General features: G+C 52.2%; 21 protein-coding genes. 11 read left to right on the top strand and 10 right to left on the bottom strand.

Annotation, left to right across the window (positions count from 1 at the left end):
* Positions 1-27 precede the first annotated feature (27 nt).
* On the bottom strand, positions 28-1164 hold the full coding sequence (locus HV302_RS00770; protein WP_016154946.1) for an HlyD family secretion protein: 1137 nt from the start codon (positions 1162-1164) through the stop codon (positions 28-30).
* A gap of 5 nt (positions 1165-1169) precedes the next feature.
* A complete protein-coding gene (locus HV302_RS00765; protein WP_003024200.1) occupies positions 1170-1493 on the bottom strand; it encodes a DUF3302 domain-containing protein in 324 nt (107 codons plus the stop codon).
* 624 nt (positions 1494-2117) lie between these two features.
* Between HV302_RS00765 and HV302_RS00760 the strand changes: the two genes are divergently transcribed.
* A complete protein-coding gene (locus HV302_RS00760) occupies positions 2118-3098 on the top strand; it encodes an IS5-like element ISKpn26 family transposase (RefSeq protein ID WP_000019450.1) in 981 nt (326 codons plus the stop codon).
* Positions 3099-3387: 289 nt separating this feature from the next.
* Positions 3388-4476: a type I restriction endonuclease gene (locus HV302_RS00755; protein WP_181626798.1), complete on the top strand. Its 1089-nt coding sequence runs from the start codon at positions 3388-3390 to the stop codon at positions 4474-4476.
* 40 nt (positions 4477-4516) lie between these two features.
* Here the strand turns inward: HV302_RS00755 and aldB are convergent, their stop codons facing one another.
* The 7 genes from aldB to HV302_RS00720 form a co-directional block, all read right to left on the bottom strand.
* Positions 4517-6055 carry an aldehyde dehydrogenase AldB gene (gene aldB / locus HV302_RS00750; protein WP_181626797.1) on the bottom strand — a complete coding sequence of 513 codons (1539 nt, stop codon included), beginning with the start codon at positions 6053-6055 and terminating at the stop codon, positions 4517-4519.
* 92 nt (positions 6056-6147) lie between these two features.
* Positions 6148-7299, bottom strand: a complete 1152-nt coding sequence (gene yiaY / locus HV302_RS00745; RefSeq protein ID WP_181626796.1) for an L-threonine dehydrogenase — start codon at positions 7297-7299, stop codon at positions 6148-6150.
* Positions 7300-7487: 188 nt separating this feature from the next.
* Positions 7488-9332: a selenocysteine-specific translation elongation factor gene (gene selB / locus HV302_RS00740; RefSeq protein ID WP_181626795.1), complete on the bottom strand. Its 1845-nt coding sequence runs from the start codon at positions 9330-9332 to the stop codon at positions 7488-7490.
* The gene (selA, locus tag HV302_RS00735; RefSeq protein WP_016154951.1) at positions 9329-10720 is read right to left on the bottom strand and encodes an L-seryl-tRNA(Sec) selenium transferase; all 1392 of its coding nucleotides are present in this window, start codon (positions 10718-10720) and stop codon (positions 9329-9331) included. The genes selB and selA overlap by 4 nt, the downstream gene beginning before the upstream one ends.
* A gap of 98 nt (positions 10721-10818) precedes the next feature.
* On the bottom strand, positions 10819-11427 hold the full coding sequence (locus HV302_RS00730) for a glutathione S-transferase (protein WP_016157739.1): 609 nt from the start codon (positions 11425-11427) through the stop codon (positions 10819-10821).
* A gap of 70 nt (positions 11428-11497) precedes the next feature.
* Entirely contained in the window at positions 11498-12634 is a 1137-nt protein-coding gene (locus HV302_RS00725) for an HlyD family secretion protein (protein ID WP_016157740.1), read from the bottom strand.
* A gap of 2 nt (positions 12635-12636) precedes the next feature.
* Positions 12637-12999 carry a DUF3302 domain-containing protein gene (locus HV302_RS00720; protein WP_103767001.1) on the bottom strand — a complete coding sequence of 121 codons (363 nt, stop codon included), beginning with the start codon at positions 12997-12999 and terminating at the stop codon, positions 12637-12639.
* Between the two features lie 533 nt (positions 13000-13532).
* Here HV302_RS00720 and mtlA point away from each other — a divergent pair.
* The 3 genes from mtlA (at position 13533) to mtlR (ending at position 17405) form a co-directional block, all read left to right on the top strand.
* Positions 13533-15449 (top strand): PTS mannitol transporter subunit IICBA, encoded by a 1917-nt coding sequence (mtlA, locus tag HV302_RS00715; protein WP_181626794.1) that lies wholly within the window; start codon positions 13533-13535, stop codon positions 15447-15449.
* Between the two features lie 220 nt (positions 15450-15669).
* A complete protein-coding gene (gene mtlD, locus HV302_RS00710) occupies positions 15670-16818 on the top strand; it encodes a mannitol-1-phosphate 5-dehydrogenase (RefSeq protein ID WP_016154957.1) in 1149 nt (382 codons plus the stop codon).
* Positions 16815-17405, top strand: coding sequence for a mannitol operon repressor MtlR (mtlR, locus tag HV302_RS00705; RefSeq protein ID WP_005120486.1), 591 nt, complete (start codon positions 16815-16817; stop codon positions 17403-17405). Before mtlD ends, mtlR begins: the two co-directional genes overlap by 4 nt.
* A 12-nt stretch (positions 17406-17417) precedes the next feature.
* Here the strand turns inward: mtlR and HV302_RS00700 are convergent, their stop codons facing one another.
* Entirely contained in the window at positions 17418-17624 is a 207-nt protein-coding gene (locus HV302_RS00700; RefSeq protein WP_016154958.1) for a hypothetical protein, read from the bottom strand.
* Positions 17625-17916: 292 nt separating this feature from the next.
* Here HV302_RS00700 and HV302_RS00695 point away from each other — a divergent pair, with 292 nt between their 5' ends.
* The 6 genes from HV302_RS00695 to trmL all read left to right on the top strand — a co-directional run bounded on the left by HV302_RS00695 (position 17917) and on the right by trmL (position 24213).
* Entirely contained in the window at positions 17917-18279 is a 363-nt protein-coding gene (locus tag HV302_RS00695) for a YibL family ribosome-associated protein (RefSeq protein ID WP_181626793.1), read from the top strand.
* Positions 18280-18541: 262 nt separating this feature from the next.
* Positions 18542-20197 carry an L-lactate permease gene (lldP, locus tag HV302_RS00690; protein ID WP_016154960.1) on the top strand — a complete coding sequence of 552 codons (1656 nt, stop codon included), beginning with the start codon at positions 18542-18544 and terminating at the stop codon, positions 20195-20197.
* Positions 20194-20970, top strand: a complete 777-nt coding sequence (gene lldR, locus HV302_RS00685; protein ID WP_003024170.1) for a transcriptional regulator LldR — start codon at positions 20194-20196, stop codon at positions 20968-20970. Before lldP ends, lldR begins: the two co-directional genes overlap by 4 nt.
* Positions 20967-22157, top strand: coding sequence for an FMN-dependent L-lactate dehydrogenase LldD (lldD, locus tag HV302_RS00680; protein WP_016154962.1), 1191 nt, complete (start codon positions 20967-20969; stop codon positions 22155-22157). The genes lldR and lldD overlap by 4 nt, the downstream gene beginning before the upstream one ends.
* A 195-nt stretch (positions 22158-22352) precedes the next feature.
* Positions 22353-23693, top strand: a complete 1341-nt coding sequence (locus HV302_RS00675) for an MFS transporter (protein WP_181626792.1) — start codon at positions 22353-22355, stop codon at positions 23691-23693.
* 46 nt (positions 23694-23739) lie between these two features.
* A complete protein-coding gene (gene trmL / locus HV302_RS00670; RefSeq protein WP_016157744.1) occupies positions 23740-24213 on the top strand; it encodes a tRNA (uridine(34)/cytosine(34)/5-carboxymethylaminomethyluridine(34)-2'-O)-methyltransferase TrmL in 474 nt (157 codons plus the stop codon).
* The last annotated feature ends 123 nt before the right edge of the window (positions 24214-24336 follow it).

The raw sequence follows: 24336 nt of genomic DNA, 5'->3' as shown, positions 1-24336 counted from the left end.
CAAAATGGTAAGCAAAATAGCCTGCGCCTAGTGATCGAGATACAGATAATGCACCCAACTGGTCATACGCAGCAGAACCTTACGCATCACTGACACATGGGTGAAGTGATCAGAATAAACCGCGACCTGCGCATAAATCCCATCAGGCAGAGCGTTCACATCCACATTATCATTCAGCTCAATCGTGGCGATCACCCCTTCCGATCCAGGCGTAGAATTTAAGGATTGCAGCGCCCCATTCGACTGGTATGTCCCCCCCGGTACGGCCGGACTGATGGCAGCCAGTTTGCCGCTGAAAACCTTACCCGGCAGGGCGTTAAACACCACTTCAGCTTCATCGCCTGGCTCCAATCGCAGCAACGAGTTTTGCCGGAACTGGGCGATAATTTGCCGTTTTTGATCCGGGATAAACACCATCACCGGACGCATAGGCAGCGCGGCGGCATAGGTTCCCGGTCGCATCAGCACCTGCGTAACGTAACCATCGCTGGGCGCGCGAACCACTGTCTGGTCCAGGTTGAACTCCGCTTCGGCTAACTGCGCTTTCAGGCTGGCAATTTGCGAATTCTCACCCTGCACCAGGCTGTCTAACTGACTCTGGATTTGCTGTTGTTCCGCAACGGAGGATTTCACCGCTGCTTCCTGCGCCAGATAGTTTTGCCGCGCCGCATCGATATCGCGTTCAGAAAAAGGATTGACCTTCGCCTGACTCCCCTGCGCATAACGCTGGTAATCTTTAGCTAGCTTGTCACGCGTAGCCTTTGCCCGCTGCGTGTTGGCTTGCATTTCGTCTAACTGCGCCACCAGCACCTGCTCTTTATGTTGTGCGGTGACAATATCAGCTTTCAGGCGATCAACTCGTGCCTGATAACGTCCCGGATTAAGTTTAAACAGTACCTCACCTTTTTTGATCAGCGTATTCTTCTTATCCGTCACTTCCGTCACGACCCCCGTGACCTGCGGTACTACGGGAATAGAAATTACTGCCTTTTGCGCCTTAAATGTATACGGATGGTTATAATTCATCAGTAATATAAGCCCGCAAACAATGAATATACCGCCCAATGCTGCAGTGGGTACTGTCCATTTATTGGCAGGAATTTTAAAAATCTTAAATATTGACCATGCGCACGCCACATAGGTCAGAACGATCAATAAATCCATCGATATTACTCCGCCGGAGAGGTCTTCGCCTCACCCAGTTTCTTTTCCAGATCGGCAACCCTGGCCTGCAACTGGATCAGGGAAGAATCCGCGCTTTGCATGCCCCACCCGCGTTCCGGGCGATAAAGCGTTGCCCAGATCCATAAAAAGGGCCAAATGACATGTAAGGTAAACAAACTCACCCAGCCCGCGACATGTATTGCGTCAGCATGAGGATGGTTACGTTTCTTTGCAATGAGATAGGGAATATCATGCAGAATAATAATCCCGTAAAAAATGACCAGGAATACAAAAATAAGCACTCCTAATGCAAAATAATTAAGGAACATATTTGCCTCAGGGATTTAAATTAAAAATTCGGCTGCAATTTGATTTACACAATAGAGTTGATAATAGTAGTGGAATGACCAGATTGGATGCAATCGTCTTATTTATATAACGATATATGGGTTTATATATATAACAGTTAAATCTTGATAGCGCGGCGACATTTCTCATAGAATAAAGTTCATTAATATCTGACCAGCAAGCCCTAACACCACTGCACGGACATACTGCACGATTTTTTGTTCTCTAGGCGTGAAGGCCCGTTTGTAATGTAATAGTTTATGTTGTTATATATTTGTTAATTAAAAATAGCAGTATGCACTCTAACTACATTGCCTTGTCATGAATGCTGCTTTTTACTCTTTTGATGAGCTCGATAATCTCTTCACTTACTGTTTATTGATAAATAACTATACATCACTTTTCTCATTTCAAAATTTATTTATTCATGCCTATAGCTTAACCATAAACATAACATTTGATAATACAATTTTACTATTTATATAAATCGTGATTTATTTTTTATTAATAGAATAAGATATTGAATTTTATATTTAGGGAAGGTGCGAACAAGTTCCTGATATGAGATCATCATATTCATCCGGAGCGCATCCCAGAGGGACATCATGAGCCATCAACTCACCTTCGCCGATAGTGAATTCAGCACTAAGCGCCGTCAGACCCGAAAAGAGATTTTCCTCTCCCGCATGGAGCAGATTCTGCCATGGCAGAATATGACCGCTGTCATCGAGCCGTTTTATCCCAAGGCGGGCAATGGCCGACGGCCCTATCCGCTGGAGACCATGCTGCGTATTCACTGCATGCAGCATTGGTACAACCTGAGCGACGGTGCCATGGAAGATGCCCTGTACGAAATCGCCTCCATGCGCCTGTTTGCCCGATTATCCCTGGATAGCGCCCTGCCGGATCGCACCACCATCATGAATTTCCGCCACCTGCTCGAGCAGCATCAACTGGCCCGTCAATTGTTCAAGACCATCAATCGCTGGCTGGCCGAAGCAGGCGTCATGATGACCCAAGGCACTTTGGTGGATGCCACCATCATTGAGGCACCCAGCTCTACCAAGAACAAAGAGCAGCAACGCGATCCGGAGATGCATCAGACCAAGAAAGGCAATCAGTGGCACTTTGGCATGAAGGCCCACATTGGTGTCGATGCCAAGAGTGGCCTGACCCACAGCCTGGTCACCACCGCGGCCAACGAGCATGACCTCAATCAGCTGGGTAATCTGCTTCATGGAGAGGAGCAATTTGTCTCAGCCGATGCCGGCTACCAAGGAGCGCCACAGCGCGAGGAGCTGGCCGAGGTGGATGTGGACTGGCTGATCGCCGAGCGTCCCGGCAGGGTAAAAACCTTGAAGCAGCATCCGCGCAAGAACAAAACGGCCATCAACATCGAATACATGAAAGCCAGCATCCGTGCCAGGGTGGAGCACCCGTTTCGCATCATCAAGCGGCAGTTCGGCTTCGTGAAAGCCAGATACAAGGGGCTGCTGAAAAACGATAACCAACTGGCGATGTTATTCACCCTGGCCAACCTGTTTCGGGTGGACCAAATGATACGTCAGTGGGAGAGATCTCAGTAAAAACCGGAAATAACGCCAGAAATGGTGGAAAAAATAGCCTAAATAGGCTGATTCGATGTGTTTGCGGGAAAAAAATCGGCCCAGATCCGCGAAATTTTAATCAGCGAGTCAGCTTGGGAAGAAATGACCTGCTTATTCGCACCTTCCTTAGCTGAATTTTTACCAATAACGTGATGAGCTTCAAATTTTCGATACTAATGTTCTTGCAAGATACTCAATATAGGACTACTTACATTTCTATCATGCTTTATCTGGTTTTTTATGACAAATGGGTACAAAGGAGTTTGTTATGTCCGTTGAGTTTATGGAAAAGCTAAACCAACTAGCTTCAAAAATAAAACAACAATCTAGCGCTACTGAAACTGAGGAAGCAACAAAGAATGCTTTTGTTATGCCATTTATTAATAATGTACTTGGCTACGATGTTTTTGACCCTACAGAAGTTATTCCAGAATTCGTATGTGACGTAGGTACAAAGAAAGGCGAAAAAATAGATTATGCCATTCTGAAAAATGGTGATGTTCAAATTCTAATTGAGTGCAAAAAAATTGGAGAACCTCTCAACATACATCATGCCTCACAACTTTTCCGCTACTTTCATGTTACTAACGCCAGAATTTCAATACTAACGAATGGACAGGAGTATAAGTTTTTCACGGACTTAGATGCCCCTAATAAAATGGATGAAAAACCGTTTCTCGAGATCAACCTTCTTGATTTGGATGAAATGGTCATCCCTGAAATTAAGAAATTAACCAAATCTGCATTTGACCTAGAATCAATACTAAATGCTGCTGGAGAATTAAAGTATGTTAGTTTGATAAAAAAACACCTTCATAATCAATTAAACAATCCTGAAGAGGATTTCGTAAAGTTTTTCGCATCAAGAATATATGAAGGTATGTTAACACAGAAGGTCAGAGAAACATTTACATTATTAACTAAAAAAGCGGCGACTCAATATATCAACGCCCAGATAAATGAAAGATTAAAATCAGCCATTGGTGGTAATGTAATTCAGGTTCAAGATTCAACAAATCCAATTAACGAGAATGACGCCCCCGCTAACATTATAAAAGATGAGAATGACATTATTACAACAATGGACGAACTTGAAGGATTTCACATTGTGAAAGCAATAACGCGAACAGTAATCGATGCCCCAAGGATAATACATAGAGATACAAAAAGTTATTTTGGTATATTAATTGATGACAATAATAGAAAACCACTTTGCCGACTTCATTTTAATCGTAATCAAAAATACATTGGAATATTCGATCTAGACAAAAATGAAACTCGCCATCCAATTGAATCATTGGATGATATTTACAAATTCAGCACTGAATTGCAAGCCACAGCTGCATTGTATAACTAATAGAGAATAGGCAGTATTACTACTGCCTATTTAAACTGTATTAAAATAGTCCCAGCGGTTTATCTGAGTAGCTCACCAGCAGACATTTGGTTTGCTGATAATGCTCGAGCATCATCTTATGCGTCTCGCGCCCGATACCCGACTGCTTATAGCCACCGAATGCCGCATGGGCCGGGTAAGCATGGTAACAGTTGGTCCAAACACGCCCCGCCTGAATCCCACGGCCCATCTTGTACGCCAGATTTCCGTTACGGCTCCAGACACCAGCGCCAAGCCCATATTGGGTGTCATTGGCGATTTCCAGCGCCTCTTCCATAGTTTTAAAGGTCGTGACGGCCAGCACGGGCCCGAAGATCTCTTCCTGGAAAACCCGCATGTTGTTCTTGCCAAACAGAATGGTTGGTTCGAGGTAATAACCTTCTTTTAAGTCGCCATCCAGTTGCTTGGGCCGCGCGCCGGTGAGAACATCAGCCCCTTCTTTCTTACCAATATCGATGTAATTCAAAATGGTTTCCAGTTGACCATGCGAGACCTGCGCACCCATTTGCGTCACGCTGTCTAACGGGTTGCCGCTGCGAATACTCTCCACCCGGCGGATAGCTCTTTCCATAAAACGTTCGTAAATAGATTCCTGTACTAATGCACGGCTCGGACAGGTACACACTTCACCCTGATTGAAGGCAAACAGCGCGAAACCTTCCAGCGCTTTGTCAAAAAACGCATCCTCTTCATCCATCACATCAGCGAAGAAGATATTGGGCGATTTCCCACCCAGCTCCAGCGTGACGGGAATAATGTTCTGCGTGGCGTATTGCATGATCTGCTGCCCAACTTCCGTTGAGCCGGTAAACGCCACTTTCGCAATGCGCTTAGACGTCGCCAGATACTCACCGATTTCCCCACCCGCACCGTTTACCACGTTTACCACGCCTGGCGGGAGCAGATCGCCGATGACTTCCATCAGCAACAGCACGGACAGCGGCGTGAGGCGCGCGGGTTTAAGCACGACGCAGTTACCCGCCGCCAGCGCGGGCGCCATCTTCCAGCTGGCCATCAGCAGCGGGAAGTTCCACGGGATAATTTGTCCTACCACGCCAAGAGGTTCATGGAAGTGATAAGCCACGGTCTCGCTATCAACCTCGCTTATTCCCCCTTCCTGCGCACGAATACAGGAAGCGAAGTAGCGGAAATGGTCAATCGCCAGCGGAACATCTGCCGCGCTGGTTTCGCGGATGGGCTTACCGTTATCCCAGGTTTCTGCCGTCGCCAGCAGTTCCAGGTTTTGCTCCATACGATCGGCGATTTTGAACAGTATCGCCGCCCTGTCCTGCACGGATGTCTGCGCCCACTTGTCTTTTACTTTGTGCGCGGCATCCAGTGCCAGATCGATATCCTTTTTGCCGGAAGAGGCCACTTCGCACAGTAATTGCCCGGTTACCGGCGTCAGGTTTTGGTAATACTCGCCGTCCACCGGGGCAACCCAGTCACCGCCGATAAAGTTATCGTATCGGGCTTTTAACTTCAGAGGGTAACCATACTCGCCGGGATAAATACGCGTTGAAGGGGGGTTATTGGTCATGACCGTCTCCTTGCTGTAGGGGTACTACAAGGGTAGACGGGGCTGGCGAATTATTCGCCAGCCATTTACTGCTTTACGACAGGTATCACGAATTACATAGCAGCGCGATAAATCGCCATGATTTCTTCATGAGTCGCCTGAATCGGGTTAGTGAAACCGCAGGCATCTTTCAGGGCATTGGTCGCCAGTACGGCAATATCCTCTTCCTTCACGTTCAACTCACGCAGACCGGCCGGGATATTCACTTTCTGCGCCAGTTCGCGGATCGCCGCGATGCAGGCTTCCGCCCCTTGCTCTGCGCTCAAGCCAGCAACGTCCACGCCCATTGCCGCAGCGCAATCACGCAGGCGAGCGGCAGCCACTTTGCTATTGAAGACCTGCACATGCGGCAGCAGCACTGCGTTACATACACCGTGCGGCAGATCGTAGAAGCCGCCCAACTGGTGCGCCATTGCGTGCACATAACCAAGAGAAGCGTTGTTAAAGGCCATTCCCGCGAGGAACTGCGCGTAAGCCATGGCTTCGCGCGCCTGAGCATTGCTGCCATCTGCAACGGCGACCGGCAGGTTTTCCGCAATCATGGTGACCGCTTTCAACGCGCACGCATCGGTAATCGGCGTTGCAGCAATAGACACGTAGGCTTCAATGGCGTGGGTCAGCGCATCCATACCGGTTGCCGCTGTCAGGGACTTCGGCATGCCGAGCATCAGCGAGGAGTCATTAACGGACAGCAGCGGCGTAACGTGCTTATCCACAATCGCCATTTTAATGTGGCGTACTTCATCGGTAATGATGCAGAAACGGGTCATTTCAGATGCCGTGCCCGCGGTGGTGTTAATGGCGATCATCGGCAGCTGTGGTTTTGCAGAACGGTCCACACCTTCGTAATCGCGAATATCGCCGCCGTTAGCCGCCACCAGCGCAATGCCCTTCGCACAATCGTGCGGAGAACCGCCGCCGAGGGAAATAACGCTATCACATTCATTTTCTTTCAGTATATGCAGGCCAGCAGCAACGTTACTGGTCGTGGGATTAGGATGCGTACCGTCGAAAATTACGCTGAAAATATCACGTTCCTGTAATGCTTTTTGAATATCGCCAGCCATACCTAATTTTGTCAGCATGGCATCCGTGACAATCAGCGTACGACGAAAACCATATTCCGCCATTGTATTCATCGCGTCTTTTAATGAATCAGCGCCAATTACATTCACGGAAGGAATAAAAAATGTTGAAGCAGCCATTGTACGATCCTTAATTACTCTAAAGAGTCAGGAAGCATACGAGTGAAATATCCAACAAAATATGATCGTGGTTGTTATTTTAATAACACCCACAATTAAAAAGCACATTAGGTTCATAATCTAATGTGCTTATTTCAATCAATTTTTATTTTGTATTAATTCATTTAATTCCTGAATTAATTGTTTCATTACTTTTCGGGAAACAACAAAGCATCGCGTAATAAATGATCATTTCCCCGGCGACGCGTAAAACCAATGCGGTCAAAATATTCCAGAATCTGGATAGCCAATTTGCGTCCAACGTTAAGCCTGTCGCGGAAATCGGCAGCACAAGTCGATCCTTTCTCCTGATCCAGTTCGCGGATCATATTGGCAAAGGCCACAATCCGATCGTTACGGTAATAGCGATCTTTGACGATCGCGGTGATGATGCCTTGCTGCGCTGCTTGTCGTAACGCCACACGCATCATCTGCTCATCTGTGCCCGTCTGTTTTGCCAAATCACGCACCCACCACGGCTCATCGCCAAAAAGCGGTTCTGCTTTTTGCCAGATAGCCTGCTGCTCTTCGCTGAAACCGGCCTTATGATCCGGCAAATGCAGCCAGCCATGATGGCTATGGATGGCGCCGCTCTCACGCATCTTTTCAATCAGCAGCAGGACCAACGCTTCGTCTTCCATCGGCAAAGCCATACGGCGCAGGCGTTCTCGCCCTGGTCCTGGTTCATCACGGTGCTGCTCGTGGTACGTTGCCAGCGTATCAAGGACTTTCCGCTGCCAGCGCGCTGCAACGGCAGCATTCAACAGACTGTATCCCGCCTGAATAAAGCCATGCAGCTCAATCAACGGACGCATACCGTTGCCGTTGAGCTGACGCGCCCAGGCGAAGTCAGGAATATTCACCGCCCCGCGCGTCAGATGTAGCGCCAGAGCTTCGCCGTCACTCTGCACCTTCTCCAGCGCTGCCAACCACTGCAAATATTCCGGCTTACGCTTCCCGCGACGCGGCGGATTGAGCGTTACCACGCGCGCGCCAGCCAGCGTCGTACGGGCCGAGATATCGCGTAGCACCAGACGGTCGTTATCGGCGAGCCAGAGCGGTGTATCAAACACCAGTTCCGCCAGCGTCCCTTCAAGCAGCGAGATTCTCCCGGTGACATGGCTGGCCGCGTGGTGAATATGCAGCGGTTGCCACTGCATCAGCGGCGCGGCATGCTCTAAAGAGACAATCACGCGGGTAAACGCCTCTGGCGGTGCATCGGACAGCAGCCAGTCGCCGCGGTTAAGCTCTTCTTTTTGTGCATCACCAGCAATATTCAGCGCAATACGTTGCCCCGCCTGCGCGCGTTCGGTGGCCTGATTTTGCGCATGCAAGCTACGTACGCGCATCGGTTTGTTGACGCCCGTGAGCCACAGCGTGTCACCAACAGTCACCTCACCGCTAAGCGCCGTCCCGGTCACCACCAGACCCGCGCCTTTGACCGTAAAGGCACGGTCAATCGCCAGGCGAAAGCTGCAATCGCGGGCATGCTCGCGCGACGTTAATTGCTGTAAATGATCGCGCAGTTCTTCGATTCCACGACCTTCACTGGCAGCCGTCACGAACAGAACCGCATCGGCGAATCCATAGTTCTCAAGCGCAGTATGCACCTCAGTACGTACCGCGTTGATGCGATCGTCATCCACGCGATCGGCTTTCGTGAGCGCCACGGTGATCTGCGGGTTGCCCGTCAGTTGCAGAATTTGCAAATGCTCACGCGTTTGCGCCATCACGCCGTCATCACACGCCACCACCAGCAGCGCATGGTCGATCCCGCCGACACCCGCCAGCATGTTGGACAAAAACTTTTCGTGTCCGGGAACATCGATAAATCCCAGAATCCTTCCGTCCGGCTGCGGCCAGTAGGCATAACCGAGATCGATGGTCATGCCGCGCTTTTTTTCTTCCGGCAAACGGTCGGCATTCACGCCGGTAATCGCCTGTAATAACGTTGTTTTTCCGTGGTCAACGTGTCCGGCGGTTGCAATAATCATTTCAGCATCATCTCCATAAACCGGGTCTCGTCCTCAAGGCAGCGCAGATCCAGCCATAAGCGACCATCATAAATTCGCCCAATGATCGGCACGGGCAGCGCACGCCAACGGGCGGCCAGTGCTTCGAGGCGGCTACCGCGCCCGTCATGTGGCGTAAAGGTTAATGCCGCGCTGGGCAGCCTATCAACAGGTAGCGAACCGCTGCCTATCTGCGATAAACAAGGCATAACGTTCAGGGCGAATTCGTCGCCGTAATGATCAGCAAGCCGTGCCTGTAATTGTTGTGCCTGCGCGTGGACAGCCTCCTGCGAGCGGGTGAGCTGGCGTAACGTCGGCAACTTCGCTGCCAGCGCTTCCGGGTGCAGGTAGAGCCGCAGCGTCGCTTCCAGCGCAGCCAGCGTCATTTTATCAGCCCGTAATGCACGTTTCAGCGGATGGCTCTGTAAGCGCGCGATCATCTCTTTTTTACCGACAATAATCCCTGCCTGCGGCCCTCCCAGTAATTTATCGCCAGAGAAGCTCACCAGGCTGACGCCTGCGGCAATCAGCTGTTGCGGCATCGGCTCCTGCGGTAATCCATACTGGCTGAGATCGACCAGCGAGCCGCTGCCGAGATCCGCCACTACCGGAACATCCAGCTCCTTGCCAATAGTGGCCAGCTCTGCCTCATCCACCGACTTCGTAAAGCCTTCGATACTGTAATTACTGGTATGCACTTTCATCAGCAGACCGGTGTTTTCATTTACCGCCTGACGATAATCTTTCGTGTGGGTCCGGTTGGTGGTACCCACTTCGCGCAGAATACATCCGGCCTGACACATCACGTCCGGAATACGAAATGCGCCGCCAATTTCTACCAGTTCTCCGCGTGAAACGACCACCTCTTTGCCGTTAGCCGTGGCCGCCAGCATCAGCAAAACCGCTGCCGCATTGTTATTGACGATACAGGCGTCTTCCGCCCCCGTCAGACGGCAGAGTAAATCCGCCAGGGCCCGATCCCGATGTCCACGCCCGGCATCATCCAGGCTGTATTCCAGCGTCACCGGCGTGCGCATCGCCTGCACCACCGCCTCGATCGCTTCTTCGGCCTGCGATGCGCGACCAAGATTGGTATGCAGCACCGTTCCGGTCAGGTTAATCACCGGACGCAGCGCACTTTGCGATTCTCGTTCCAGTCGGGCGCAGGCCTCTTGCGCCCAGTCCTCACACCATGCCGGGAGCGCATGCGTGTCGCGAATAGCTTCTCTGGCTTCGTCGAGCATGTGACGCAGCAGGTCAACCACCCGGGTATGACCGTGAGACTCACGTAAAGCTGGGAAGGCGCTATCGCGCAATAAACGATCGATAGCAGGAAGCTGGCTGTAGAGTGAACGCATGTCGGTTGTCATGAAAGGGCCTGGCTGTTGGTGGCCCTCTCCACCGTGGAGAGGGATATCGATATAGGAAGGATTGTACCGTGACTTTGCTCAGGCGAGTATAATGTGTATCAAGCCTTTGGCGGTTCCGTACGGGCAAAACTTTCGCGTTGAAAGAGCGTTTCCACCAGTTTGACCAGACGCGGGCGATCAACACACCAGCCGGGCGCAACCCGACGGAAATTGAGATAACCGACGGCACAGGCAATCGCAATGGTTGCCAGGTTAACCGTATCCGTTTTCAGCGTACCCTCCGCCAGATAACCTTCCAGCATATCCAGACTACGGGTAATCTTCTCTCGCTGGCGTAACAGTTCGGTTTCTGACTGCTGCGCGGCGGGGCGAGCCTGTTCGCGTACCGAGACTAAACCGGCATCCATAATGCCATCGGCCAGCGCTTCCAACTGGCGTACCTTCAGCGCCGCCAGTGGTTCACGCGGCAGCATCGCTGGCGCAATATCCAGCAGTTCTATGTATTCCGCGATGATCGGAGAGTCAAACCAGTACTCGCCCTCATCGGTAACCAACGCGGGCACTTTTCCTAACGGGTTATAGCGTGCCACGCCGCTATCTGCGTTATAGGGGAGTTCATTCACAAATTCGAAAGTGATGCCCTTTTCCAGTAACAGAATAGAAATTTTACGCACAAAAGGGCTGGTATAGCTGCCAATGAGTTTCATGCCGGGTCCTTTTTGCCAACAAAAATATCAGTATGGCTCAGGTCAGTGCAAATGGCAGGTGATGACGGTCTCAATGATCCAAATAAAGGTAATGCATCCAACTGGTCATGCGCAGCAGCACTTTTCGCATCACTGAAACGTGAGCGAAATGGTCGGAATAGACCGCCACCTGGGCATAGATACCGTCCGGCAGCGCATCCACATCGGCATTGGGAGCCAGCTCAATCGTGGCCAGCACGCCATCGGTACCCGGCACCACCGTTAAGGACTGTAATGCTCCCTGCGCCTGATAAGAACCGCCCGGAACAACCGGCAGAATGCTGGTAAGCTTGCCGGAGAATACCTGGCCTGGCAGCGCGTTGAAGACCACTTCCGCTTCATCACCCGGTTTAAGGCGCAGCAACGAATTCTGGCGGAATTGCGCCACGATTTGCCGTTTTTGTTCCGGAATAAATACCATCACCGGGCGCAGAGGCAGCGCGGCGGCATAGGTCCCGGGCCGGATAAGCACCTGTGTTACATAACCGTTGCTGGGCGCACGTACGATAGTCTGCTCAAGATTGTATTTGGCTTCAGCGAGCTGGGCGCGCAGAGACGCAACCTGAGATTGCTCTCCATTGACCATACTGTCTAACTGGCTCTGAATCTGCGTCTGTTCGGCAACGGAGCCTTTGACCAGCGCATCCTGCGCCAGGTAGTTTTGCCGGGCATTGTCGATGTCGCTTTCAGAGAATGGATTAACCTTCGCCTGACTACCCTTCAAATAGCGTTGATAATCTTTATACAGGCGATCTCGTTCAGCGGAAACGCGGGTGGTATTGGCTACGGCTTCAGACAGCTGCGCTTTCATATTGTCGATGTTGTGCGTAGCGGTCACCAGGTCGGCCTGCAGCCTGTCGACCCGCGCCTGATAACGAACGGGATCGAGTTTAAATAACACCTCGCCTTTTTTAATCAGCTGATTATTTTTATCTGTCACTTCACTAACAATTCCGGTGACCTGTGGGGTAACAGGAATTGAAATAACCGCCTTTTGCGCCGTAAAGGTATACGGGTGGTTATAGTTCATTAATAAAATGAGTCCCGCCACAATAAACACCCCACCTAATGCGGCGGTAGCAAGCGTCCATTGATTTACCGGAATACGGAATATTTTAAAAATGGCCCAGGCGAATGCCACATAAGTTAGGACAATCAACAAGTCCATGATCAAATCTCCGGAAAGGTGGAGTTATCGTTTTTTTTGTCCCCATCCAGTCTATTTTCCAACTGGGTGATGCGCGCGGCCAGCGCGGCAATTTCAGGGTCAGGTTCCTTCCCGGACGGCGTGATGTGGGACTGCATTCCCCAGCCTCGTTCTGGCTGATAGAGCGTGGCCCAGATCCACAGGAAGGGCCAAATAACATGCAGCGTAAATAAGCTCACCCAACCCGCCGTATGGATGGCATCGGCATGGGGATGGTTGCGCTTCTTAGCCATGTTATAGGGAATATCATGGATGGCGATGATTCCGTAAAACAGAACCAGAAAAACGAAGATCAGCACACCTAACGCGAAATAGTTTAGAAACATACCCGCCTCGTATTCACGCTAATCAGAGCTTTCAATTGCAGGCAGCCGAAAGGAGTCATGGCTGGTAATTTGAACATAATTGCAGTTAGTCATTTCCGCCATACCACCAGGGTATAAATTTTCAGGTTGATGGCTTGCGGGGTAGTTGCAAGAAATAGGTGATGAAACAGAATCCGCTCCAGATCACACCAGGAGAAATCCAGACAAATATTTATTGCGAAGTAGATCACAAATATCCAACAAACAGCCAAAGCAAAAACGTGAACAACTTCACACTTAACGCCCATTTTTAGCCAATTCTTGACCTGTGATGTTTTTTTGTACCGATATTTTGTGATGAAAATCACATTAACTAACGCCACACACCCTATATTTACGTGACAAACGTCACATAAAAAGCCGTCGACTGGACAGTTGAACGATTCAGTGCCAGATTTCGCAGTATCTACAGGGTCCGGCTACCTCCTGCCGCTACATTAACAAACCTCGGGCTTTTAGCCTGCGCGACAGCAAACATAAGAAGGGGTGTTTTTATGTCATCCGATATTAAGATCAAAGTGCAAAGCTTTGGTCGATTCCTCAGTAACATGGTGATGCCAAATATCGGCGCGTTTATCGCGTGGGGTATTATCACCGCATTGTTCATTCCGACAGGGTGGTTGCCGAACGAAACGCTGGCGAAGCTTGTCGGCCCAATGATCACCTATCTGCTGCCGCTGCTGATCGGTTATACCGGTGGTAAGCTGGTTGGCGGCGAGCGTGGCGGCGTGGTGGGTGCTATCACCACCATGGGCGTTATCGTCGGTGCCGATATGCCAATGTTCCTCGGCGCGATGATCGCAGGTCCGCTGGGCGGCTGGGCTATCAAACATTTCGACAACTGGGTAGACGGTAAGATCAAGTCCGGTTTTGAGATGCTGGTGAATAACTTCTCCGCAGGCATCATCGGGATGATCCTCGCCATTCTGGCATTCCTTGGCATTGGCCCATTGGTTGAAGCACTGTCCAAAATCCTGGCGGCAGGCGTTAACTTCATGGTTGTCCATGACATGCTGCCGCTGGCGTCTATCTTCGTTGAACCGGCGAAAATCCTGTTCCTCAACAACGCCATCAACCACGGTATTTTCTCACCGCTGGGTATTCAGCAGTCCCACGAGATGGGCAAATCCATCTTCTTCCTGATTGAAGCTAACCCGGGTCCGGGTATGGGCGTTCTGCTGGCATACATGTTCTTCGGTCGCGGCAGCGCTAAGCAGTCTGCAGGCGGCGCGGCTATCATCCACTTCCTGGGTGGTATCCACGAAATTTACTTCCCGTACGTGTTGATGAACCCGCGTCTGATCCTGGCCGTTATCCTCGGCGGTATGACTGGCGTATTTACCCTGACTATCCTGAACGGCGGCCTGGTTTCTCCGGCTTCTCCGGGTTCTATCCTGGCCGTGCTGGCAATGACGCCGAAGGGGGCTTACTTCGCGAACATCGCTGCTATTTGTGCCGCAATGGCTGTCTCCTTTGTCGTCTCAGCCATTCTGCTGAAAACCAGCAAAGTGAAAGAAGATGATGACATTGATGCCGCAACTCGTCGTATGCACGACATGAAAGCGGAATCCAAAGGTGCATCTCCGCTGGCGGCTGGCGACGTGACTAACGACCTGAGCCATGTGCGTAAAATCATCGTTGCCTGCGATGCGGGTATGGGCTCCAGCGCCATGGGGGCGGGCGTACTGCGCAAGAAAGTGCAGGATGCCGGTCTGTCTCACATTTCCGTCACCAACAGCGCGATTAACAATCTGCCGCCGGATGTCGATCTGGTCATTACTCACCGTGACCTGACCGAACGAGCGATGCGCCAGGTGCCTCAGGCGCAGCACATTTCGCTGACCAACTTCCTCGACAGCGGCCTGTACGCCAGCCTGACCGAACGTCTGGTTGCTGCACAGCGCCACAACGTGAACGAAGAGAAAGTCCGCGATCACCTGAAAGACAGCTTTGAAGAGGGTGATACCCACCTGTTCAAACTGGGTGCGGAGAATATCTTCCTCGGCCGTAAAGCCACTAACAAAGAAGAAGCGATTCGCTTTGCCGGTGAGCAACTGGTGAAAGGCGGCTACGTTGAGCCAGAATACGTCGAGGCGATGCTGGACCGCGAAAAACTGACCCCGACTTACCTCGGTGAGTCCATCGCAGTGCCGCACGGTACGGTTGAAGCCAAAGACCGCGTGCTGAAAACCGGCGTGGTGTTCTGCCAGTACCCAGAAGGCGTGCGCTTCGGTGAAGAAGAAGACGACATTGCCCGCCTGGTCATTGGTATCGCCGCACGTAACAATGAACATATCCAGGTGATCACCAGCCTGACCAACGCTCTGGATGACGAATCCGTGATCGAACGTCTGGCCCATACCACCAGCGTGGATGAAGTTCTGGAACTGCTGGCTGGTAAAAAAGCTTAACCATTAAGTATCTCCAAAATAGTTCGAGCTGCAGAAAGGCGGCAACGCAGCGAATCCCCAGGAGCGTACATAAGTACGTGACTGGGGTGAGCGAGGAGAGCCAACGCATCTGCAGTTCGAAATATGAAGGCGATATCCTCTCCCTTGTGGAGAGGGTTAGGTTGAGGGAAACGCCTCACCCCAGCCCTCTTGGGTAAAAACATTAATGAAGGTTAATACTATGAAAGCATTACATTTTGGCGCAGGTAATATCGGTCGTGGCTTTATCGGCAAACTGCTGGCGGACGCGGGGATACAACTGACGTTCGCGGATGTAAACCAGGTCGTGCTCGATGCCCTGAATGCCCGTCATAGCTATCAGGTTCATGTGGTGGGTGAAAACGAGCAGGTTGATACCGTTTCCGGCGTCAACGCCGTAAGCAGCATCGGCGATGATGTTGTCGACCTGATTGCCCACGTAGATTTAGTCACTACCGCCGTCGGTCCGGTTGTGCTTGAGCGTATCGCTCCGGCCATCGCCAAAGGGCTGGTTAAACGCAAAGCGCAGGGCATCGCCACTCCGCTGAATATTATCGCCTGTGAAAACATGGTGCGCGGAACCACCCAGTTGAAAGGCCACGTTATGAACGCGCTGGCAGATGAAGACAAATCCTGGGTTGAAGAACATGTTGGCTTCGTCGATTCCGCCGTGGACCGCATTGTTCCCCCTTCGGCTTCTGCGACCAACGATCCGCTGGAAGTCACCGTCGAAACCTTCAGTGAGTGGATTGTCGACAAAACACAGTTCAAAGGCGAACTGCCTGACATCCCGGGAATGGAATTAACTGATAACCTGATGGCATTTGTCGAACGTAAACTCTTCACGCTGAACACCGGGCATGCTATAACCGCGTACCTCGGAAAATTGACCGGTCATCAGACCATCCGGGACGCGATTCTCGACGAGAAAATCCGTGCAGTGGTAAAAGGTGCGATGGAAGAGAGCGGCGCGGTACTGATCAAACGCTATGGCTTTGATGCAGCAAAACATGCGGCATACATTCAGAAAATCCTCGGTCGCTTTGAAAACCCGTATCTGAAAGATGACGTTGAGCGCGTGGGTCGTCAGCCGCTGCGTAAACTGAGCGCGGGCGACCGTCTGATTAAACCGCTGCTGGGCACGCTGGAGTATGGCCTGCCGCACGCGAATCTGGTCACCGGTATTGCTGCAGCGATGCACTATCGCAGTGAAGAAGATCCGCAGGCCCAGGAACTGGCCGCGCTGATTGACGAAAAAGGTCCACAGGCCGCGCTGGCACAGGTTTCCGGTCTGGATGCCAACAGTGATGTGGTGGCGGAGGCGGTTAACGCATATAACGCAACCAAATGATAGAGAATGTGGCGCAGGTCAGCCTGCGCCCAAATGACAGATTGTCAGATATGCAGGCAATAATGGAACAAACGCAGGCCTTTGAAAATCGTGTGCTTGAGCGTCTGAATGCTGGCAAAACCGTACGCAGCTTCCTCATCACCGCCGTAGAACTGCTCACCGAAGCGGTGAATATCCTTGTGCTTCAGGTATTTCGCAAAGATGACTATGCGGTAAAATATGCCGTAGAACCCCTGCTCGACGGCGACGGTCCGCTGGGCGATCTTTCCGTTCGTCTGAAGCTAATTTACGGTCTGGGCGTACTCAGCCGGCCGGAGTATGAAGATGCGGAGCTTCTGATGGCGCTGCGGGAAGAGTTAAACCATGACGGTAATGAATACGCGTTCACCGACGACGAAATTCTTGGCCCGTTTGGCGAACTCCACTGCGTGACGGCACTCCCGCCGCCACCGCAGTTTGATACCTCAGACTCAGGTTTGCACGCAATGCAGATTCAGCGCTACCAGCAGATGGTACGCTCCACGATGGTACTTTCCCTGACCGAGCTGATTTCTAAAATCAGCTTAAAAAAAGCCTTTCAAAAATAAGACCCTGCAGGCTTACTTCTCTTCCTGCTGCGGTCGATACAGCTGCCGATAATACGCCAGACGTTGCAGATACAGCTGCGCATTCTCCTGCGGTATTTCAGTAGGGACAACGTTGCGCGGTGGTGTTTTATTCAGATATTCGCGAAAAGCCTGGCTTGAAGCCATAAAATCGACCGTCTTATCAATAAGGGCCGAAACGTTCTCACCTATTTTCGCCATAATCTTCCCTCCTCCATGTATTAACCGCGCTCAGCCTGCGCGGTTGCTCATTTAAGTTTAGGATCGGTTGGGCGATTATATTGAGGAAAACGTGCTTCACTATGAACCCGTCAATAAAAAGCACCACGGCCGACCTTATCACTTAAAATTCCTTATTAATCAAAATAGTAGTATTTTCATTAGCTGAATAATACTTGCAACATTTGATTATTTATCTGCGATTAGTTGTGAATAATCCCGCTCTGCGCGCATACTATAGGATATTCATCCTATTTTTATCAGAAGCTATCCTATGAAAGAAGTCGAAAAAAACGAAATTAAACGCCTGAGCGATCGTCTGGACGCTATCCGCCACCAGCAGGCAGACCTGTCCCTGGTTGAAGCCGCCGACAAATATGCCGAGCTGGAGCAAGAGAAAGAAACGCTGGAAACCGAGATCGCGCGTCTGCGTGACGTCCACGGCCATAAGCTGAGCAAAGAAGCGCAAAAGCTGGCGAAACTTCCTTTCCGTCGTGCTATCACCAAAAAAGAACAGGCCGACATGGGCAAGCTGAAGAAGAGCGTGCGCGGCCTGATCGTCGTTCACCCGATGACCGAGCTTGGCCGTGAAATGGGCCTGAAAGAGATGACGGGCTTCGCGAAGAGCGAGTTCTGATCTCCCACCGGGCAACATTCGCTTGCCCGGTCCTTCCCTTCCCCTCGCAATTGGCCCTACCAATTTTAGCCAGATCCTACCAGCACCTCACATTTCATTAAAATGTGCGTACAATACCGTTGCCAATAAATAACATTTGATTAACCATTCATTGTCATTACCCCTACACAACAATATTGGCAGGGCCACTTTTACACATAATGTGACCAGGAGATGAGCACAGACTCATTCCATTATGTCGGCGGCCCCCAGGAGACCTGCAATGAATCTCTGGCAACAGAACTACGACCCGGCCGGTAACATCTGGCTTTCCAGTCTGATCGCATCGCTCCCTATCCTGTTCTTTTTCTTCGCCCTGATTAAGCTCAAGCTGAAAGGCTATGTTGCGGCGTCATGGACGGTGGTGATCGCTCTGACGGTCGCCCTGCTGTTTTACAAAATGCCAGTCGATCACGCTCTGGCTTCCGTGGTATACGGCTTCTTCTATGGTCTGTGGCCAATTGCCTGGATCATTATCGCCGCGGTATTCGTCTATAAAATCTCGGTGAAAACCGGGCAGTTCGACATCATCCGCTCCTCAATACTCTCGATTACCCCGGACCAACGTCTGCAAATGCTGATTGTCGGTTTCTCCTTTGGGGCATTCCTCGAAGGGGCGGCAGGATTTGGCGCTCCGGTAGCGATTACCGCTGCACTGCTGGTTGGTCTGGGCTTTAATCCTCTGTACGCGGCAGGTTTGTGCCTGATCGTAAACACCGCTCCGGTCGCTTTTGGCGCAATGGGCATTCCGATTCTGGTTGCCGGTCAGGTTACCGGGCTGGATAGCTTCGAGATTGGTCAGATGGTGGGCCGTCAGTTACCGTTCCTGACCATTATCGTGTTGTTCTGGATTATGGCGATTATGGATGGCTGGCGCGGCGTAAAAGAGACCTGGCCTGCGGTGATGGTCGCTGGCGGCTCGTTTGCTATCGCGCAGTACCTCAGCTCTAACTTTATCGGGCCAGAACTGCCAGACATTATCTCGTCTCTGGTTTCGCTGGTCTGCCTGACGCTGTTCCTGAAACGCTGGCAGCCAGTACGCATCTTCCGCTTTGGCGATATGGGCGCTTCACAGGTCGATCAGACGCTGGCTCGCACCCACTATACCGCTGGACAGGTGGTCCGCGCCTGGTCTCCGTTCCTGTTCCTGACCGCCACCGTCACGCTGTGGAGCGTACCGCCGTTTAAAGCGCTGTTTGCGCCAGGCGGCGCGATGTACCACTGGGTGGTCAATATTCCGGTTCCGTACCTCGATAAGCTGGTTGCCCGTATGCCGCCGGTCGTACATGAAGCCACAGCCTACGCGGCGGTGTATAAATTTGACTGGTTCTCCGCAACCGGTACCGCGATTTTGTTTGCCGCCCTGCTGTCTATCGTCTGGTTGAAGATGAAGCCGTCCGCAGCGCTGCAGACTTTTGGCAGCACGCTGAAAGATCTGGCGTTACCTATTTACTCCATCGGAATGGTGCTGGCATTTGCGTTTATCTCAAACTACTCCGGGCTTTCATCAACCCTGGCGTTGGCCCTGGCACACACCGGCAGCGCGTTTACCTTCTTCTCACCGTTCCTCGGCTGGCTGGGGGTATTTCTGACCGGGTCCGACACCTCATCAAACGCACTGTTTGCCGCCCTGCAGGCTACGGCTGCTCAGCAAATCGGCGTTTCGGATGTGCTGATGGTTGCGGCAAATACCACTGGCGGCGTGACCGGCAAGATGATCTCGCCGCAATCTATCGCTATCGCCTGTGCGGCAGTGGGATTAGTGGGGAAAGAGTCTGACCTGTTTCGCTTTACCGTGAAACACAGCCTGATTTTCACCTGCATGGTGGGTGTGATTACCACGCTGCAGGCCTATGTCTTAACCTGGATGATTCCATGATAGTGATGCCCAGACGCCTGTCAGACGAAGTCGCATCTCGTGTGCGGGCGCTGATTGAAGAACAACAGCTGGAGGCGGGCATGAAGTTGCCCGCTGAGCGCCAACTGGCCGTACAGCTCGGCGTATCGCGTAACTCGCTGCGCGAGGCGTTAGCAAAGCTGGTCAGTGAAGGCGTACTGATTAGCCGTCGTGGCGGCGGGACGTTTATCCGCTGGCAGCATGAGGCCTGGTCTGAACAAAACATCGTTCAGCCGCTGAAAACCCTACTGGCGGACGATCCTGATTACAGTTTCGATATTCTGGAGGCCCGCCACGCCATCGAAGCCAGTACCGCCTGGCACGCTGCCATGCGGGCCACCGCCGCGGATAAAGAGAAAATCAGGCTCTGTTTCGAGGCCACGCAAAGCGAAGATCCGGATCTCGCCTCGCAGGCTGACGTTCGTTTTCATCTCGCCATTGCGGAAGCCTCGCACAACGTGGTGCTGTTGCAGACCATGCGCGGTTTCTTCGACGTCCTGCAGTCTTCGGTAAAACAGAGCCGCCAACGTATGTACCTGGTACCGCCGGTATTTTCTCAACTGACGGCGCAGCATCAGGCCGTGCTGGACGCCATTGTTGCCGGGGATGCCGACGGGGCGCGTAAGGCCATGATGGCGCACCTCAGTTTTGTCCACACCACAATTAAACGATTTGATGAAGATCAGGCCCGGCAGGCGCGTATTACTCGCCTGCCCGGTGATCCTGGTGAGAATAGCAGGGAGAACAACACATGATTATTTCAGCAGCCAGCGACTATCGCGCCGCAGCCCAGCGCATCCTGCCCCCCTTCTTGTTTCACTATATTGACGGCGGGGCGTATGCCGAGCACACCTTGCGCCGTAACGTGGCAGACCTGTCAGAGGTGGCGCTGCGCCAGCGCGTACTGAAGAATATGTCTGACCTGAGCCTGGAAACCAAGCTGTTCAACGAAACACTCTCCATGCCGGTAGCCCTCGCGCCTGTCGGTTTGTGCGGCATGTACGCACGCCGGGGCGAGGTTCAGGCCGCCGCCGCCGCTGATGCCAAAGGCATTCCGTTTACGCTTTCCACAGTGTCCGTATGTCCGATTGAAGAAGTCGCCCCGACCATCAAGCGTCCGATGTGGTTCCAGCTGTATGTTCTGCGCGATCGCGGTTTTATGCGTAACGCACTGGAGCGCGCCAAAGCGGCGGGTTGCTCCACGCTGGTCTTTACCGTCGATATGCCAACGCCTGGCGCACGCTACCGTGATGCCCATTCCGGTATGAGCGGCCCAAATGCGGCACTGCGCCGCTACTGGCAAGCAGTCACTCATCCACAGTGGGCATGGGACGTTGGTCTGAACGGTCGCCCGCATGATTTAGGCAATATTTCGACTTATCTGGGCAAACCCACCGGCCTTGAAGATTACATCGGCTGGCTGGCGAATAACTTCGATCCGTCGATTTCCTGGAAAGACCTCGAGTGGATCCGTGAATTCTGGGATGGTCCGATGGTGATCAAAGGGATCCTCGACCCTGAAGATGCCCGCGACGCCGTACGCTTTGGCGCGGATGGTATCGTTGTCTCTAACCACGGTGGCCGTCAGTTAGATGGCGTGCTGTCTTCAGCTCGTGCGCTGCCCGCCATTGCCGATGCGGTGAAAGGCGATATTACCATTCTGGCTGATAGCGGGATCCGCAATGGTCTGGACGTTGTACGCATGATAGCGCTGGGCGCGGATAGCGTGCTGCTGGGGCGTGCTTATCTGTACGCGCTGGCGACCCACGGCCAGGCCGGTGTGGCGAATCTGCTGAACCTGATCGAGAAAGAGATGAAGGTGGCGATGACCCTGACCGGTGCGAAGTCGATTAGCGAAATCAGCCGTGATTCGCTGGTACAGGAACTGGGTAAGAGCCTGCCTGCCGCGCTGGCACCTCTGGTCCAGGGTAGCGCAGCGTAACAACATCCCCGTAAACCCCATTTTCTGAATGGTCGGTCTGTTTTCAGCCCGACCATTTTTTATCCAAAAATAACGACTAGTTAACATTTACAACCAATATATTTGACAACTTTTTATCCACCTGCCAAATGTATAGACAAGCTAATACAACAGCATTTTATACATATAACAACCATCATAACGGGCGAGGGTGACATGGCTTATTCCGGAAAAGTGAATATCCAGCAGGCGATAGATGACAGTGCTTTTTCGCGCTTCCACTGGGTCATTATTGTCCTGGGTTTTCTGGTTTTAGCCATTGACGGCTTCGATACGGCGGCGATGGGCTATATTGCCCCCACGCTTTCAGCCGACTGGGGGATCAAGAAACAAGATCTTGGACCGGTGTTAAGCGCCGCGCTATTGGGCCTCTCATTTGGTGCCCTGCTGGCCGGACCGATTTCCGATCGTATGGGTCGTAAGCGCGTCCTGGTCTTTTCCTGTCTGTTCTTTGGCCTCGCCAGTCTGGGAACCGCCTATGCCCAGACGCTGAATATGCTCACGTTTTGGCGCTTTCTCACCGGGCTTGGGCTTGGCGCGGCAATGCCCAATGCCATCACCCTGGTGTCAGAATTCGCCCCGAAACGCTGTCGTTCAATGGCGATTAACACCATGTACTGTGGCTTTCCGTTAGGGGCTGCGGGCGGCGGCGTGATCTCCTCCTGGCTGATCCCCAACTACGGCTGGCACAGTGTTCTGCTTGCTGGTGCGATCTCCCCGCTGGTCCTCACCGCACTGTTGGTGCTGTTCCTGCCAGAGTCGGTTAAGTATCTGGTTCACCGCGGTAAAGGGGTTGCACAGATTAAACGCATTGCTCAACGCTTTATGTCGGGAAGTCTGGAACAGGTTACCCAGTTTTATCTGGATGAAGACCGTATCACGGTCAAAAAAAGCAGCGTGGCACAGTTATTTAGTATGCCCTGGCTGCCGGGTACGCTGATGATCTGGATGACCTACTTTATGGGGCTGGTTATCTATTACGTGCTGCTGAGCTGGATGCCAACGCTGATGCTGGGAATGGGCTATCCGCTGGCCGAATCCGCCTGGCTGACATCGCTGTTTACCTTTGGCGGTACGGCAGGGATCCTGCTGGCCGGTTGGTTAATGGACCGCTGGGAAGCCCATAAAGTGGTGTCACTTGGCTTTATTCTGACGATGCTGTTTGCCCTCGCTCTCGGGTTTGAACATAACCACATCATCTTGTTCGGCGCACTGATCTTCCTGATGGGGATTACCATGAACGGCGCGCAGTCCGGGCTGCAGACGCTGGCCGCCACGTTTTATCCAACCCACTGCCGTGCGACGGGCATTGCCTGGATGCAGGGCGTGGGCCGCTTCGGCGGCGTAGCCGGAACGATGATGAGCGCCCAGTTGCTTTCCCTGCAATGGCAGGCAGACAGTATCTTAATGTTCCTCAGCCTTCCGGCCCTGGTCGCTGCTGCCGCGACAATTTACAAGCTGCAACGCTATAAACCGCACGCGCTGACCGTCGCATAGTACCCGCTCTTTCTGCTATTCTGCCCCCCGTTATCAAGGGGGCAGTATGCTTAACATCGTTTTATTCGAACCAGAAATCCCGCCAAATACCGGCAATATTATCCGTCTTTGCGCCAACACCGGCTTTCGTCTGCATATTATAGAGCCAATGGGCTTTACCTGGGACGACAAGCGCCTGCGTCGCGCGGGGCTGGATTACCATGAATTTACCGCCGTGCTGCGCCACCCTGATTACGCCGCCTTCGTCGCCGCAGAACATCCGCAGCGCCTGTTTGCTCTGACCACCAAAGGTACGCCAGCGCATAGCGCGGTATGCTATCAGGACGGGGATTATCTGATGTTTGGTCCGGAAACACGCGGTCTGCCAGCCAGCATCCTTGACGCGCTGCCGGCCGAACAAAAAATTCGTATTCCGATGATGCCAGACAGTCGCAGCATGAACCTGTCAAATGCGGTGTCGGTGGTGGTGTATGAGGCCTGGCGCCAGCTAGGGTATCCGGGCGCGGTACTGCGTAGCTGATGATTGTTGGATAGCGGCTAGCGCCTGATCCGACCTACATTAATTTGATGAAATTCATTTCGAGCGTTATCGGCGCAGACAGATTGAACACGGACTGCGCACAGTCACCGGAGCGTACACGCA

The organism is Citrobacter sp. RHBSTW-00859 (genome assembly GCF_013729795.1).
GTDB lineage: Bacteria > Pseudomonadota > Gammaproteobacteria > Enterobacterales > Enterobacteriaceae > Citrobacter > Citrobacter braakii.
This window is presented reverse-complemented; position numbering and strand designations above follow the sequence as displayed.